Raw genomic sequence first — 15,065 nt, 5'->3', positions numbered from 1 at the left:
CTCCATGACCGTCCGAGTCGAATCAAACAGCTATCTCACTGAGGAGCAGCATCAGGTCTACCAGCTCCGAGACTCCCTGGAACGCAACGGTGGCACGCCGATCGGCTTCCTGGAGCTGCTGGCAGCCGTCATGGCGGAAGGAACCTGGAAGAAGGTCCCCTCCGGCGTCAACCAGGAGAAGCCATTCAACAGCTTCTCCGAGTTCATCGAAGCGAACCCCCCCTTCGGGCTTGGCGCCAGCGTGGAGAACGTCCGCATACTGCTTCAGTTGCGGCATCCACACGAAGGCGTGCCACGCATCCGAGAGCAGATGGACGCCATGCGCGCGGAGGTCACCCGGCTCCTCGGGCCCGACCCCGAACGCGACCCCGTCGCCCGCGATGCCCGGGTTTTCGGCGCCTATGACCGAAGCGGTGGATGGGTCTTCGGGCTCTTGGTCGCCCGCAACGTCCAGCCCGGCGCAGTCGGGCGCCGACCGAGCGAGACGTGGGGTGTCGACGATGGGGATGCCGAGAAGGTATCCGCCAGCAGGTTCGCCGAGATGGCCGGCACCTCTGCTGCGCGGGTGATGCGCTTTTACCGTGCATGGGAACGTGCGGCGGCAGACAGTAAAGTCCCCAGTTTCGACCAGCTGACCCCGGGCCAAGAGATTGACCTGCCCGACGCGAACCTTTGGGGCGACTACTTCACCGTCTACGAACAGAGCACCGACCGGCGCGAGCGCATCGCGGAGGAAGCCAAAGCCGCAGGCACCAGCTACACCGAAGCCATGAAGGTGGCCAAGAATCCGGCCGCGATGCGCACCGCGATCCTGGGCGACCCCAAGACAGCCGAAGCCGCTCGCGATGCCTTGATGGGACGCACGGAACTCAGAGCCACAGTGGTTGCGCAGGCGATGTCTGACCCGGCGATCCGCAAAGAAGCCGCGGCCCAGACACGCAAGGCAGAACGCATCGAGTTCGTACGGCAAGTCGCCACAGACGGGAAAGCCAAGACCCCCGCCGGCCAGATCATCGAGCTCACCAGCCAGGCCCGCCAGAAAGTTTCCGCGTGCCTGGCAGCCGTCGAAGACTCAGAGGCGACCCCTGAGAGCGTCACCGATGCATACGAAACCGTACGGGAAGCCATCGAGGAGACGGTGGAGTCCGATCGGGACCTCCAGACAATTGAACAGCGCACCCAGTACCTCAAGGCACTGAAGTCCACCGCGAAGGGCATCGAATCAATCGACCCCCAGCAACTGGCAACGGTGATCGACGATGACGTCCGCGAAAGCATCAAGCAACTCCAGCAGAGGATCAACGCGCTGGCCAGCTCCATCGCGGACCCGAACGCGGAAGCGTCGGCTCCTGTAGTCGGGTGACACCTCGATCTGTAGCAGCCGCGCCCGAACAGCCTGCGAGCCCCGAACCGATGTGGTCCGGGGCTCGCTCGCGTATCCGCGGGGGTGGGGGGGGCATGCACGCGATGCCGTGCTCAACGACACTGCCGCGCGGCGGTCACCCGGCGTCCGTGGCCGTGCCGGGAGGAGGCTGGCTCTCCTGCGCGGTGAGCGCCGCGTCGACGTAGGCCCGCACGAGTGCGGTCACCTCGGACGCCGTGACGTCCTTCGTCCAGTTGCTGACCGCGTGCCAGCCGCTGCACTCCAGCTGGAACCGGTGCACACCGTGAGTGTGCTCCAGTTCGCGGGCGTACGGCTGCCTGCGGCAGCGCCCGTGCCGCTCGGTCTGCTCCAGGTGCGCGCGGACCACGTCCAGGTGGAACCGGCGCGGCAGGGTCCGTTGCTCAAGGCAGCCGCGGCACTCCAGGAGGTGCAGCGTGCCGCCTTCGAGCTGGAGGAAGTAGTACGGCGTGGCCTTGCCCTCGCGGGTGTTGCAGCTACCGCATAGCGGTCCTCGGACATGGCCGTGCTCGTGACAGTGATCCCACGCTGACGCCTGGCGTTTCTTGCACAGACGGCACAGGTAGTCGTCGGCCCGGGTGCTGCGCCTGCGGGGCGACTCGTACTGCACTCCGCGCAGTTGGCCGGTGTAGGGCCGGAAGGCCGCTCCGGAGCACGGTGGGCACCTGGTGACGTAGCCCTTGCTGGTTGATGTCCGCCAGCCGTCCCAGTACGGGCCCTGGGCGCCGCAGGAGGAGCAGACCCGGGCCCGGTTGACCAGTTCCTCCTCCCGCTGCGCCCAGCGGTCCAGGAGCTCGATGTAGGCGCGGGGCAGAAGCCACCTCTTCCCGGACCAGGTCAGCAGCTCCAGCGGTCGGGTGCCGGCCATGTTCTGCGAGTGCCGGTAGCGGCTACTGGCAGCGACGAATTCCTCCCACGTCAGATCCCCGGGCAGCCCGTTCGCCCCGACCCGCTGCCAGGCGTCGTTCCACTCGTCGTACGGGATCCCGTCGTGGGCTTTGTGGCGGGCCAGCCCGAACATCCACGACACCAGTCGGCGCCGCCAGTCGACGCGCTGCCACTCCTCCGGGTCGCTTTGTCCGAAGTCGCGGTACGCGGGCAGTTGGACGTCGACAACGTCGTCCAGGTCCAGGCGCAGCTCCGCGAATGCCTGCCCGGCCCGCCGGATGTCCCGCTCGTCATACATCCAGCGCGCCTTGTGCTTGTAGCAGCGCACGGCTATGTCGCCGAAGAAAACGTGGCCGTGCTGCGCCAGTCCCGGCATGTGGAGGAGCTCGTCAGGGTCCAGCGGCACCGTGGCGCTCTGCGTCAGGTCCGCGAAGAGGGAGCGCGCGTACTCCCGGCTGATCGGCATAAACCGGATAGTGACAGCAGCCACTGACAACGCCCTGCGTGCACAGTTCAGTTCGGCAGAGAGGAGCGGGGGAGCTCCCCTACGCTGTGGTCGTGCGGAACACGAAGGCGTTCAAGGAAGCCGTTGCCCAGACCCTGGCGGAGCTCGCCCACCAGGGCGTGACGCTCGCCCCGGCGACCGTTGAGGACACCATTGAGAAGAACGTCCGCACGGCGGCCGACCGCCTCGGTATCCAGGTGCGGTCGGCCTGGCGGTACTTCGACGCGGCCGCGCTCGCCGCTCGCCTCGCGGACAGCTCGCGCAGCTTCGAGGAGAGCAGCACCCGCAAGGGTGCGGGCCAGGCGCCGATGCCGCCGGTGGACAATCCCGAGCTCGCGCTGATCCTCGCCGGCGTTCCCAACGCCCTCGCGCAGACCGGCGGCGACCTGTACGGCGTCATCGTCAACGTGGCAGTCAACGCCTGGATCGCCGGCCACATCCACGGTGAGGACGGCTGCGACGGGTGCGAGGAAAGCCGCGGACCGTCCGGCCACGACTGGGAAGACCGGATGCGCGTCATCACCGAGATGCAGCCGGACATCAGCAAGTGGTTCGATCGGAACGTGTGGACCCGCGCGGTCAACGACACCGGCTTCACCGTCACCCGCAGCTGATCACCCCATTCCGCCGCGCGGGTCTACTCTTCGCCGTCGAAGCCGTGGTCGAAGCCCTTCAGTACCGGGTCCAGTTCGGCGGCCGCGCTGCACAGAGAGCACAACCGGGTACCGGGCTGCTCTGCGGCGTCCAGCGCCTTGTCCAGAGTCAGCAGCGGTGCCCCGGCGGATGCTTCCTCGCAGTCGACGGCGTGGATGATGCCCCGGCCGGGACCGCGGCCGCCGTTCAGCTTCTGCAGGACCCATCCGGACGGTCGGCGCTCCCCGAGGATCTGCTGCTCCGTCGTCGGCGGTGGCAGCCGGGTCGTGGGGACATTGTTGTATGAGACGCCAGGCACGGGCTTCACATGGCCGGGGGCTTGCACCCACACCACGTACCAGGCGGGCTCCACCTGCCCGGAAGGCGTGTTCTGCCAGGCCGGGACGGCCACCTTGTACAGCCAGGCGCCCTGGACCTGCTGGCGCTCCTGGAGGCGGCCGGTGACCTCCTGGCCGTCGGGGAGAACCACGATGATGGGCGGCGGCTCCGGCTCGGGTGGCGTGTCCGCCACGGCTACGCCGCCTCCTGGCCCTCGCCGTCCTCACGTGCGAGGGCGTGCTTGAGCTGGGAACGGGCATCGAGCCGTTCGGGCCCGGCGACGTCGTTCCAGAAGGCGTGCGTGACGATCGCGGCGGTGAGGTCGCGTTCCCGCTCGCGCAGCGCGGCGACCTCCCGCCGCTCCTGCTCCGACCAGCCCGGCGAGTCCGGGTACGCGCGGGAGGTGGCGAGCCAGTAGCCCTCGGGGCGCTGCCAGGCCTCCATCGGTTCGACGGAGTACGGCAGCCGCTCGTACAGGGCGGTGAGGTCGGCCCGCACCTGGGTGAGTGCCTGCTGCGCTGCGATGAGGTCGCCGGGGTAGTCGTACGTTGTCGCCACGGCCCCAACAGTAGTTCGAGCCGGCGGCCGTCCAGTCCGTACGACGCGGCGGCACCGCGCGCCCGGCAGCTGCTGCCGATGACGGCTCAGGGCTGGTCGGGCGGGGTGTCCTGCAAGTACCAGCCGTGGACAGCCATGCACTCCCTCGTCCACTCCATCAGCAGGTGGGAGCCCTCCTGGACGCGACTCTCGTCATGACCGCCACGGTCGGCGAACCACTGCACGAGAAGGCCGGCCGCCGGGCGGTCCACGTCGCCGGTGTCGCACACCGGGCACAGCTCCAGGTGGATCGGCCGCCCGTGTTTGTCGTTCTGCGGCGCCACCCCACTCATGATGAGGTCGCCCCGGCAGCGTGAACACTGCGGTAGCCGGTCGGAGAACCTGAGCAGCTCCATGGCCAGTCCCCTTGCTCTGGACGTGGCCCTCCACCCAAGACCCGCTGATCGACGCCGTCAACCCCACCCGCGATGGTGGGGCACCGGCCGCGGAATCTGTCCACAGGGCAACGGGTGTCTGCTGCAGGAATGATCGACAGCAACGACACACAGCCGCTGGCCCCGCGCCGCAACAGGGTCCTGGACGCCCTCAAGCGGGCGGAGCGCAAGGTGTTCACCCGGCCCGCGCCGAAATCCGCGAAGGCCCAGATTGAATTCCTCTACACGCGCGCCAAGAAGTCCACGAAGGCCCTCGCCGAACAACTGGGCGTCTCGTCTCGCACCGTGCAGCGCTACCGCGCCGGACAGCAGACGAAGCCTCAGAAAAAGCTCCACGCGGCCCTGGTTGAGGAGACCGAATCCCAGTGGCAACCGCAGGTCAGGGCACAGGCGCGGGAGCGAGCGGCGACCTCCAGCGGCATGATGGTGGAGGTGACGGCCTACTTCGGATTCACCTGCACGGGCAGCTCGGACGACGGCCGCGAGCGCACCATCACCACGCCGATCTCGCCCACCTACGCCGCGCAGATCCTCCAGCTCCAGGAGGCCGGTGCGACAGAGGAAGACCTGCATCCGATCGTCGCTGAGGCCATCACCGAGTCGTATTTCACGGAGTGGGGCACCCGCGCCGACGGCCTCCGAGCAGATTTCACGCACGTGCGGTCGATAGATTTTGAGTTCTGACCACCCGGAATTCAGGGCCTGCTATAAACCTTATTCGCGGGCCGTCGCACAGCGCTCTGGCGGCGGTCCGCTCCGAATCCGCACCACGAATGCGAGGCCGAAGATGACCACGCCCCGGCGCACCTTGCGCCGACCGCTCGCCCCGCTGGCCGCGCCCCGTGAGCCGGTCGACCCCGCCCACATCGGACGGCGTGTGGTGCGCCGCCGCGCGAAGGGGATGGACGCGGGCGCCGTCGCGCAGGCCCTCGAGGACGCCCGGTTCGACGCGCGGCACGAGCACCTCGCCGACGACGAACGCGGCCGGGCGGAGCTCGCTGAGTGGGAGCGCATCGACCAGCTGCTCGCCGACGCGGCCCCGAACACCGTCTACGACCCGGACGCCGACCCGCGCGTCCAGGAGGAGCTCGCCGCCAAAGCCGCGGCCGCCGCCGCCCGGGAAGCCGAGCTGCGCGAAGCCGCCCGGGTCGGGCCCGCGCCGGTGAGCTCCAGGCGCTGCGCGAGCTCGGCACGCTGGAGCAGACCGAGCCCCGCGAGGGCGACGAAGCCGCCCGGGACGAACTCACCCGGCGGACCGGCTTGTACGTGCAGAAGGACGTCGACGCGTGGCTCGCCCACGTCCTGGCCGCGCACCGCGGGCACTACGCGGATCCGGCCGCCCGCGCAGCCGCCGCCGATCTGCTGCCGACGCATCTGCTCGCCACGCATCTGCTCGCCCACGCCGCACTGCTCACCGAACTCACCCACCTCGCGCTGGGCGCCGGCGTCGACCAGCTGGCGTTCGATGTGACAAGCCCTGTGAGGGCTGAAGCCAGAAATGCCCGGTTCACCCTGTTTACCTGTGAGCCTATGAGGCCGTTTCCCCAGGCAGACGCGTTTCCGGGAGGCGATCTGTAACCCTGTGACATCACGGGGAGCTGCGCGCCTCCGTGTCCTCTGACACCGAACTTGGACCGTTTGCCAGGGAAGTCGGACAGCCGCTACGCATGGCGCGTACCTCTGCGCCCCCGCACCATGGAAGAGGTGGCGAGAGGATGTGAACGTCATGGGGTCGTGTGGCCATCTCGCAACGAGGCTGGACAAGTACATGTTGCGAGACGCGATAAGTCACGAGGAAGACTTGCGGAAGATTCCACCGCTAGATCCCGAGATTCTGCGGGGGCGCCTACTTGTCACCTATCTATTCCCGGGCGAGGAGAGGGACTTTCGGAAGGGGATGGAGGGTGAAGTTTATGCGACAATCACCCCCTACAGCCCAGAGGATGCCGCTCGCCTACTACAGCTTCCGCAACCCAAAAAGCTACGCAAGTACGTGGCACTCATTGATCCGCAAGAGGTTCCCGTGATTCGCGGACCGCGGCTCCATGAGGCCGGGGGGATTGAATTCCTTCTTTCGGAGGGCGTGCCCGCTAGAGCCGTGCAACACCAAAGCGAGTGGGAGGTGCAATGACTCTCCTCTATCGAGCACAGGACGATGAAGTGCAGAGCGCCGTCTCCAAGGCCGTGGAGCACGCCGTCAAGAATCATGGTGTGGGGAACTGGGGTGTGCATGTGGCAGGAGCGTTCCGCCATGGAGCTAGGGAGTGGGTGATTAGAGAAGGCGAGCAAGGCGAGGAATCGAAAGAGGTGTCCGTGTCTGTCATAATGACAGACGGCGAAGCCGCATTCTGGGAGATTCGGGGAATTTGGCGCCGACCTGGACAAGCAGCGGAAATAAAAGTCCTCAACGAAGGTGAAGATGACGTTGTCCGCAGCCCGGATCGCTTCGACCCGATTATCGTCGATGCTCTGCGAAAGATGGAAGCTTGATGCATTGGTCAGGCGATATGCCGAGCCGTTCCTTCCTCCGTGCTCGGTAGCGTTTCATCCGGCAGGAAGCCGAGCACGTCAGGCGACTCTGGGACCTCCGTTCGGGAAGCAGGATTCCGCAGACCAGGCAGTCGGCGGGCTGCTGGCGTGGAGGAGCGACAGCGACTGACCGCGGCAGGCCACGATCGCGTCGTCGGTTCATGTAGGCCCAGTAGCTGCACTCTTTCGAGCAGCAGGGCTTGTGCGCCGGCCCCGAGAGGATCGGCGCTTCACATGCGCGACAGGCCCGGACGACAGGAGCGGGTGGGGCGGCCTTGCGTTGCCATCGCGTGCGCAGGGCGTCCTTGGTGCAGGTTTCAGTCTCCTGGTCGTCTTCCATCTCGCCGATCATGCGGTCGAGGTTGTCGGCGACCTGCTGGTTCATCTCGGTCATGCGGCTGTGACCGCAGCTCTTGGCGTTGTCGATCAACGTCAGGGTGCGGGTGCGCTGTTCGCGGAGCTCCGGCAGAAACTCGGGCCCGGTGAGGAAGACTGGGCAGGTCAGGCAAGCATTGGCGTGCGGGCAGGTCTTCTGAACGGGCAGTCCGCAGTAGCCGTTGGGCAGGGTCTGGGTGGCGATGCCGTAGCTAACGTCCGGGCTGAGCATCGGTGCAGCCCGCGCCGGGGTCGACGCGCTCATCTGCTTCGGCGGATTCCTCGCGTTCATCGGCGTTGATGCGCTCGCGGAGGTGGACCGGCCGCTGCTGGAGCGCTACCTCGCCCACGTGATGTCACAGCCCGGCGGGCACGGCATGAAGAAGACGAGGATCGGTGCGCTCAACCTGTTCTTCCAGAACATCCGGCAGTACGGCCGGGAGGACACCCTGTCCGGCACCGCAGCCTTCTACGTCGGCGACGTCCCGCCGGTCCCCGAGCAAGTCGACCGCCAGCGGAAGTCCCGGACGGGCTCCACCGCCTCGAACGGCGTACTCCACCCCTGGCCCAAGGACTGTCGGCGTCGACGCCCGTGCTCAAGAAAGTCCAGCTCAAAGGCCGATAACGCGGCGTCCCCGTACGCAAGAGCCGGTGCCCCCACCCTGCCCCCAGCCCTCTCGGTCCGACATCACTGGCAGGAACGTAGTGGTTGTCCAACTTCCCTGGCAATCGGTCCATGTTCAGCGTCAGAGGACACTCCGAAAGGTGTCACGCTGACAGAGCGTGAGCGTGACACCGCCCGTCACGCTCCCCCGGAAAAGTGTCACGCCGCCTCGAATATGCCCCTTTATGTCCGCTCCCCGGGGTCCGTGAGCCCCTCCAGGGCGGGATTCGAGGGCGGAGCGTGACACTTTTGAATCATGCCTCGCGCGCACTCATGAGCAGTACAGAACGCACCGCAGATTGACCGTGCAGGTCAGCGCCCTGAAGACCGCCACCCCACCATCAAGCGCGGTTCCTGGGTCCGCCACCAAGAGCGTGCGTATGCTCGCGCACCCCATGGATCTGGGTGACGGCGCCATCTCCGTGAACCTGGCGAAGAAGATCGTCGTTGACGACGTCGGCGGGGCCCCAGCCCCCGCCCCTGGGTCGCCCGGGGGTCGTACAAGGACCGTACCGGGCCTGCACGGACCGTCTTGGTCCACACGGACCGAAACGAGACCTGCAGCTAGCCGGGGAACGGGCAGATCCCTGCTTCTTGCTGTTATCCAGAGTGGTTCGACTCGTTCTCCGACTCAGGCGACGGCGCTTCGGTCCGCTTGCGGGGGGCCCGACGCCGACCCTCCGGGCCTGCCGGCATCCAAACCTCCCTGGAGACGAGCACGATGCCGGAGGCCACCGTCACGGCGACGGTTGGCGAGCATCCCGCGAGGATCAACCCTTCGACAATCGCAGCCACTGTGGCTACGACGAGAAGACGTGTGCGTACTGACATGGCAAGAACCCCTTGAGCGTGGCGGGCTGGTCGGTGTGCCCTCGCACTGGGCCCGTCAAAGCGGAGGAATCTAGGGACACCGGCCCGGCCGCAACAAGGCGCGCCTCGTCTCTGCAGGACCGTGAGCCGTTACCGCCGGTACCGGCCATATACAGCCAGCCCCACGCGGCGATCCGGTGACAGGGTCCCCGGGCTTCCCCCGCTGCGTATCAGGGGGCGGACGACGACGCCGGATGCGCTTTTACGCAGAGGTGGCTCACCCGCTCTGACCTGGTCGGTCAGTCTTCAGCGGCACAAAGCGCCGTCCGTCAGCCTTCGTTGGCAACCGGTCAAGGACCAGCGGCACGGGACAGTAACGACGGCGACGGCCGGTACGTGGTGTGCGACGGCCGATGACCGCCCGTCTCCAGGTCACGGACGGCCAGGCCGTGCCCGGCGTCCCAGCCTGAACAGTCCGGCAGACCTGTGTCATCTGTGTCATCAACCCCCCGTTTCCCCAGGTGGGCATACTCATCTGTGTCACTGTTCAGCTGATCTGTGTCATCGCGCGGGCGGACCCAGCTGGACCCAGCAACCGCCCCAGAACCTGGGTCCCTGGGTCCCCAGACCGGCGTTTTCGCTGGCGGACACGATCAGCAACGGCTGCTGGGTCCACGTGGGTCCTGCACCTTCGTACGGCCGGGTTCGTCCGGAGTGGTCCCCAGGACCGGGGGCGGCCGATACCGTTGGAGCAGACGCCAGTTCCGCCCTCCTGGAGCCCTCGATGAGCGAACAGCCGGCCACCGCCGACCACGCCCGGCAGCAGCTGGAGCCCGCGGCCGCCGACGCGGTGCGCGCATACGCGGCCAGGACCCGCGAGAACGCCGACCAGTTCGCCGCCGTCCTCGAGGACATCGCGGCCAACGGGCTGCCCTCGGTGGAGGACTGCACGCCATGGGAGGAGCTGCGCGAGGCCCACCTCGCCCGGCTCGCTGCCCAGCGCCCGGCCGTCGCCTGATGCCGTCGGTACACGGGCCACGCCGCGCCCGTATCGCCTTCTCCGACTCCGCCGCGAAACAGCTGGAGAACATCACCAGCGAAGCGGAGATCCACGCCCTGGACCGCGCCCTGGTCGTCATCTCCGTCGACCCGGACGTCGGCGAGCCGATCCCCGGCGACACCGCCGGCCCCCAGCTACGCCAGTACGCCGACGAAGTCGAGTCCGTCCGCGTCCTGTACTTCGTCACCGCACTGCGCACCGTCGTGGTCGTCGCGTACATCGAGGTCTAGCCGCCGAAGGAGCCCAAAGGTGCCGTCCGACATCAACCAGCTCACCGCCGGCCGACAGCTCACCGGGCTCCGCCAGGTGCTGGACTGCCCCGCCACGCCGACCACGCTCCGGCAGGGCCCCGCCGCCGCGCCGGGGGAGCCGCCGGACTGGCTCGCACTCCTGTGCCCCGCCCATTCCGGTGCCCTGCCCGGGTGGCCGGGCACCGCCGCCGACACCGACGGACTGCGCCTGTCCTGCGGATCCGTCCTGGACTACCGGTCGGCCGAGCAGCTGCTCCAGTCGCACGCCGACCTGTGGCTGACGCCCCTGACCGGGGTGGACCCGAAGACGTACGCCGGGGTCTGGCCCGACGTCCTGGACCAGGCCGACCGCGTACTGCGCGCCCGCCTGGGCGAAGACACCGGCGACGGAGACGAGACGCTGCACAGCCTCGCGATGATGCTTGAGATGGCCTCCAGGAACGCAGCCGAGGGCAACCTGTACCAGGCGACCGTTCCCTTGGCCTACTGCGAGACCCTCGCCCAGCGCCTGTAGCCGAGGCTCTTGCACCATCAGCCGACTGCCGCCTCTGGGTCGCAGCTGGTACTGCGCCACTGGCTCCCGCCGGGCCCGGCCCGAGGACGGCCGTTGCACCCCAATGTAGGTAAGTACTTGTAGTACCTACCTGCGGGTTGTCTCTCCTTCCCCCCTGAGAGCAGAGCTCGCAGCGCGGGAACCGATCATCTGCCCTCGCCCGTGACGACAACCGCCGGTGCCCGGCGCGCATGATCCTTCCCGGCCCTCTACGGCCGCCTGCGGCGTTCTGAGGCCCTCCAGGCTCCCCGAGCGGCGATCAAGGCCGCCAGAGGCGCTCACAGAGCCGTACAGCGCCTCTAGGGGTCGGAGGTGCCGCTGATCCCCTTGGAGCGGCTCCACGATCGTCTCGCCACCGTCGTCGTCTCCCGTGGCTCCCGGCTCTCCCCGGACCGAGCTCTGCTCTCAGGGAGAAGGGATTACCTACCCGCACAGAACCGCTATCTGTACTAACCACCATTGGGGTGCAACGCCGGTGTCGATCGGCCCCGTCGTCGCCGGGTGCCGGCACTCCAGGTGAAGTCCGCCGTTGCTGCAATCGGATGCACACCGACTGCACGTTGCAGTCCGTTGCACCCTTCCCGGCCTGCACTGTGCAGCGTCCGTTGCGCAACCGGCTGCTGCTCCTGGTGGTGGAGGGTGCAACGCCGGTTGCTGCTCGGGGTCGGGGACTGTGGCACTGTGGCGCAGTAATCGCACGACCCGGACGGCACACGGGTGCTGCACGTGCAGCACGCCCGCCCAGCCGGCGCAGCAGCTGCTCGCTGCACGGCCTCGCTGCAGGCAGTCGGGAGCCCGCTGCTTCGGGGCCAGCAGCAGGGCTGCGGACCCGTCCCGGCAGCTGCATAAGTTCGCAGATCTGCGATGTTCCGCGCGAGATCTATGCACAGCTGCTGCACGCAGCGTGTGCGCCCCGAGCCGTCGTCGGCTGTTCTGCTGCTCCAGAACAAGCCGGTTTACCTGGTGCTACCGCCCGCCCGTTGACAGCCGTCCGACACCGGCCGCGCTGTCCCCGCGTCCACACGCCTGCAGCCTAGGAGCCGAACTCTCGCTCGACTGCAGGGAGCCGGCCAGCTGCGTCCGGGGCGGCTACGCGTTCGCGCCTGCTGCCACCGGTGTGCTGTCGGTCCGGCCGCTGCCGCGCGAGCACGCCCGCAGCGCGCAGCCGAAGAACACGTCGACGTCGACACCAGAGTCCCGGCGGGTGATCTCGTACAGCGCCTTCGTCGCTTCGAAGGCGGCCACGACGGGGAGAGTGGGCTCCTGGTGCGCCTCGGTCTCCACGTCCAGGTGGTGAGCGAAGCCGAAGTGGTGGGTCCGGTCCCGCTCCGCAACCACCACACGCTGGTGCGCCTTGCGGGCCGCCTCGAACCACCGCGCCGCGTCGTCCGTGCCCAGCACGTTGACAACGATCGCAAAGAACGGGGTCACCTGCTCCGCGCTCGCGGGCCAGCTGTCGGTGGGCGGCCCGAAGCTGTTGCCCAGCTCCTGGGTGAAGTGGAGGCCGAAGTTGTACGTCACGCCCCCACTCGTACCGCGTCGGCCGGCGCTCGGGCGGGTGGCGCGCGGCACCACCGTCCGGGAACGCTCGTGCGGGCTGCCCTGCCTGCGGTTTCCCCAGGAGGGGGACGGTGTACGCACGGAAGCGGCGCCGCACGGGGTGCAACGCCGCTTCCAGGAGACAGGGTCAGGTTCGCCGGCGGGCAGCGAGGTCGATCGGCGGCTCCAGCCGCCTCTGCCTCTCGGCTGCCTTCGCTTGCTTCTCCTCCTCGTACGCCTCGATCTGCTGCTCGTAGCGCTCTTGGAAGTCCGGGTGGTCGAAGCGGTCGTCGTCGTCCATCGCACCGATGGCCTGGAGCTGTTCGGCGGGCGTACGGAATCCGGCGATCAGCGGGCTGAGGCGGTAGGCGCCGTTGCCTTCCTTCCAGACCATCCGTGCGAAGCCGAGGTGCTGGAGCGCGCGGGTCACCTTGGGTCGGGTGATGCCGAGTTCGGCGGCGAGGGTGCCATGGGTGACCAGGCAGCGCCCGCCGGGCTCCTGGCGGCCTAGGAGGTGGAGCAGCACCGGGTAAGAGGCCGGCGGCATGCCGCGCGGAGCGAACACGAGGGCGTTGTTGGCCGTCCAGACGTACTCGGGGGCCGCGGGCTCCACAGCGATCGTCATGACGTCCCATCCTCCTCAGCGCGGGCTTGGGCACGCGCCTTGTCTTCCCGGAGCGGCTTCTCCGCCGGCTTCGGGAGCTGCCGCAGTTCCCTGAACACCTCGGGTAGATCCGGATTGTCCTCGATGGCGTCCAGCAGCGACAGCTGATCCACCTTCAGTGTCCCTTGCGTCCGCATACCCGGCCTCGGCTCCACCGGCACCCTGCCGCCGCGCAACGACAGCCGCGGGTGCAACTGGTAGAGCCCGGCCTTGACCTTGGCAGTGACTCCGAGGTTCCCGGTGTCCTTCAGCGACCGTGAAATCTGCGACTGCTTGACCTTCAGCAACCCGGCCAGCTTGCTCTGGGTCGCCTCGACAGTCCCGCCGGGCTTCTGGATCCCCATCATCCGGATGATCAGCCGCAGCGTCACGATGTCGTCACGGTAGTAGTCCGACAGCCAGCACAGGAACTCCTGGCTGTCCATGACGAAGTCCTCGCCCAGGAAGCCATCGCTGGTGACGGGCGGCTCAACGCTGGCCCGGTAGCCGTCCGGCAGGTTGACCACATTGGTGCGCCGAAGGGCCCCCGGCGCCCGGAACGCACTGGGCGGCGGAGGCGGCGGAGCTCCGGGCGAGGCCGGCCTCCGGCGCGGCTGCTGCTGGGGCTGTGCAGTCATCGCGGGGGTCCGCTCCTCAAGATCAGTAGGGCCAGGCAACGGCAGCATACGCGATTGTCCCCCTGGTGCACTTTCGTGTCCCCCAGCTGCACTTTCGGCGTGTCGTTATCACCCGGGGGTGATTTCTCCCCCCTGCCGACCCGCGGGCGACCGCGACGACCGCCCCACCTCGAATGTCCCCCCAGTGCACAAGCTGCCCGACCCGGCACCACGCCACCCATCCGCACAATGTCCCCCAGGTGCACAAACCGACGTGGTTTTATAACCCCGGGGCGATAACTGGCCCCTCGATTTATCACCCCGGGGTGATACCCCCAGCGGCACCAAAACGCCCTGACCTGGAGCGATGCGGAATCTCGTTCCCCCTCTAGAGCGTGTGCGCGCGTGATACCTGATCTTGCAGCTCTGATCAACCACCGACACACCACGGCGCTTTGGAGGAAGCAGCTGGCAGCGGCGGGTGCGTCGCCGTGGCCAACCAGCGGACCGTGTGGGGCCGGCCTCTGTGGCTGAGCTCGCTTCGCGTGCGGCACCGCGCCCGGGTGCGGGTCGTGGACAGCAGCAGCGGCTCTGAGTCTCGGGTGGTGCCGGCCGTGACGCTCACAAGCGAGGAAGCGCGGCCGGTGCCGGTGGGCGGTTCCGCCACCCGGCCCCGGGGGCCGTTCGGCTCCGGTACCTCCGCACCCCGGAATTCAAGCTTTCCGATATCTGAGGTCCCGTTCTGTGGCTCGGGTCCGCAGCTTCCCAATTCGTTATTCCTCGGGTGAGTGGGTGAACCGAATTCCGTCGCTGACCATCCATCAAAAGGTGCGTCCCGTCCGGGTGGGTTGGGGGGTGTCCCGTGTTTCCGCCAACGGTACATGCTGCATCAACCTGAGGCACGCGCTATACTGAAACCCACACGAACGAGCGACCCCCACCCCCTTGTAGCCAGCCCGGCCCGCGCCAGCGGGCCTCAAGGTTCTGGAGGCGCAGCCGGAAGGACCGTCAGGCGGGGGAGCGCAGCGGACCCGCCGGGAGCGCCCCGCGCTCCCCCAACTCCCGCACTGGAGACCCCACTAGCCGCACCTGACACCCCCTCAGCCGAGGGCGCGCACCGCGCGGCCCGCCGCGCCGCATCGCGGCCGGCCCCACCGGATCCTGGAGCGCAGCGAAGGGATCCGCCCACGCATCGCGTGGGCAGCGGGAGCGCAGCGACCGCCCCCCTTGCACATCGCGCAGCGATGTGGTACCCGCTCCGCGGG

At 68.1% G+C, this 15,065-nt stretch carries 16 protein-coding genes; 8 read left to right on the top strand and 8 right to left on the bottom strand.

What is annotated here, in order from left to right; genetic code table 11:
- Positions 1–4 precede the first annotated feature (4 nt).
- Entirely contained in the window at positions 5–1,363 is a 1,359-nt protein-coding gene (locus SAVERM_RS00070; protein WP_011109671.1) for a hypothetical protein, read from the top strand.
- A gap of 136 nt (positions 1,364–1,499) precedes the next feature.
- On the opposite strand, the gene SAVERM_RS00065 is transcribed toward SAVERM_RS00070, so the two are convergent.
- Positions 1,500–2,756, bottom strand: a complete 1,257-nt coding sequence (locus tag SAVERM_RS00065) for an endonuclease VII domain-containing protein (RefSeq protein ID WP_037652379.1) — start codon at positions 2,754–2,756, stop codon at positions 1,500–1,502.
- A 92-nt stretch (positions 2,757–2,848) separates the two neighbouring features.
- On the opposite strand from SAVERM_RS00065, the gene SAVERM_RS00060 reads away from it, so the two are divergent.
- The gene (locus tag SAVERM_RS00060; protein WP_242432145.1) at positions 2,849–3,409 is read left to right on the top strand and encodes a hypothetical protein; all 561 of its coding nucleotides are present in this window, start codon (positions 2,849–2,851) and stop codon (positions 3,407–3,409) included.
- A 23-nt stretch (positions 3,410–3,432) separates the two neighbouring features.
- Here the strand turns inward: SAVERM_RS00060 and SAVERM_RS00055 are convergent, their stop codons facing one another.
- From SAVERM_RS00055 to SAVERM_RS00045, 3 genes are all read right to left on the bottom strand, one after another.
- Entirely contained in the window at positions 3,433–3,960 is a 528-nt protein-coding gene (locus tag SAVERM_RS00055) for a DUF6233 domain-containing protein (protein WP_011109668.1), read from the bottom strand.
- A gap of 2 nt (positions 3,961–3,962) precedes the next feature.
- Positions 3,963–4,325, bottom strand: a complete 363-nt coding sequence (locus SAVERM_RS00050; RefSeq protein ID WP_011109667.1) for a hypothetical protein — start codon at positions 4,323–4,325, stop codon at positions 3,963–3,965.
- 86 nt (positions 4,326–4,411) lie between these two features.
- Positions 4,412–4,720: a DUF6300 family protein gene (locus SAVERM_RS00045; RefSeq protein ID WP_011109666.1), complete on the bottom strand. Its 309-nt coding sequence runs from the start codon at positions 4,718–4,720 to the stop codon at positions 4,412–4,414.
- A 129-nt stretch (positions 4,721–4,849) separates the two neighbouring features.
- On the opposite strand from SAVERM_RS00045, the gene tpg reads away from it, so the two are divergent.
- The 3 genes from tpg (at position 4,850) to SAVERM_RS42075 (ending at position 7,249) form a co-directional block, all read left to right on the top strand.
- Positions 4,850–5,443 (top strand): telomere-protecting terminal protein Tpg, encoded by a 594-nt coding sequence (gene tpg, locus SAVERM_RS00040; protein WP_011109665.1) that lies wholly within the window; start codon positions 4,850–4,852, stop codon positions 5,441–5,443.
- A gap of 103 nt (positions 5,444–5,546) precedes the next feature.
- Positions 5,547–6,230 carry a hypothetical protein gene (locus tag SAVERM_RS43525; protein WP_193427511.1) on the top strand — a complete coding sequence of 228 codons (684 nt, stop codon included), beginning with the start codon at positions 5,547–5,549 and terminating at the stop codon, positions 6,228–6,230.
- A 656-nt stretch (positions 6,231–6,886) separates the two neighbouring features.
- Positions 6,887–7,249, top strand: a complete 363-nt coding sequence (locus SAVERM_RS42075; protein ID WP_137951628.1) for a hypothetical protein — start codon at positions 6,887–6,889, stop codon at positions 7,247–7,249.
- Here the strand turns inward: SAVERM_RS42075 and SAVERM_RS45660 are convergent.
- Entirely contained in the window at positions 7,215–7,928 is a 714-nt protein-coding gene (locus SAVERM_RS45660) for a transposase (RefSeq protein ID WP_174514668.1), read from the bottom strand. The two genes, SAVERM_RS42075 and SAVERM_RS45660, sit on opposite strands and share 35 nt — an antisense overlap.
- 1,993 nt (positions 7,929–9,921) lie before the next feature.
- Between SAVERM_RS45660 and SAVERM_RS00030 the strand changes: the two genes are divergently transcribed.
- From SAVERM_RS00030 to SAVERM_RS00020, 3 genes are read left to right on the top strand one after another with little or no spacing between them, the layout of a single operon-like run.
- Positions 9,922–10,155, top strand: coding sequence for a hypothetical protein (locus SAVERM_RS00030; protein ID WP_011109660.1), 234 nt, complete (start codon positions 9,922–9,924; stop codon positions 10,153–10,155).
- Entirely contained in the window at positions 10,155–10,427 is a 273-nt protein-coding gene (locus SAVERM_RS00025) for a hypothetical protein (RefSeq protein WP_011109659.1), read from the top strand. Before SAVERM_RS00030 ends, SAVERM_RS00025 begins: the two co-directional genes overlap by 1 nt.
- A 19-nt stretch (positions 10,428–10,446) precedes the next feature.
- A complete protein-coding gene (locus tag SAVERM_RS00020; RefSeq protein WP_011109658.1) occupies positions 10,447–10,962 on the top strand; it encodes a hypothetical protein in 516 nt (171 codons plus the stop codon).
- A 1,128-nt stretch (positions 10,963–12,090) separates the two neighbouring features.
- Here the strand turns inward: SAVERM_RS00020 and SAVERM_RS43515 are convergent.
- From SAVERM_RS43515 to SAVERM_RS00005, 3 genes are all read right to left on the bottom strand, one after another.
- The gene (locus tag SAVERM_RS43515; protein ID WP_042492502.1) at positions 12,091–12,522 is read right to left on the bottom strand and encodes a hypothetical protein; all 432 of its coding nucleotides are present in this window, start codon (positions 12,520–12,522) and stop codon (positions 12,091–12,093) included.
- 166 nt (positions 12,523–12,688) lie between these two features.
- The gene (locus SAVERM_RS00010) at positions 12,689–13,165 is read right to left on the bottom strand and encodes a helix-turn-helix domain-containing protein (RefSeq protein ID WP_011109656.1); all 477 of its coding nucleotides are present in this window, start codon (positions 13,163–13,165) and stop codon (positions 12,689–12,691) included.
- Entirely contained in the window at positions 13,162–13,710 is a 549-nt protein-coding gene (locus SAVERM_RS00005; protein ID WP_048894294.1) for a hypothetical protein, read from the bottom strand. Before SAVERM_RS00005 ends, SAVERM_RS00010 begins: the two co-directional genes overlap by 4 nt.
- Positions 13,711–15,065: the final 1,355 nt, after the last annotated feature.

The sequence above is a fragment of the Streptomyces avermitilis MA-4680 = NBRC 14893 genome, assembly GCF_000009765.2.
GTDB classification, from domain to species: Bacteria; Actinomycetota; Actinomycetes; order Streptomycetales; family Streptomycetaceae; genus Streptomyces; species Streptomyces avermitilis.
The sequence above is the reverse complement of the archived record's forward strand: the minus strand, read 5'-3'. Positions and strand labels throughout refer to the sequence as shown.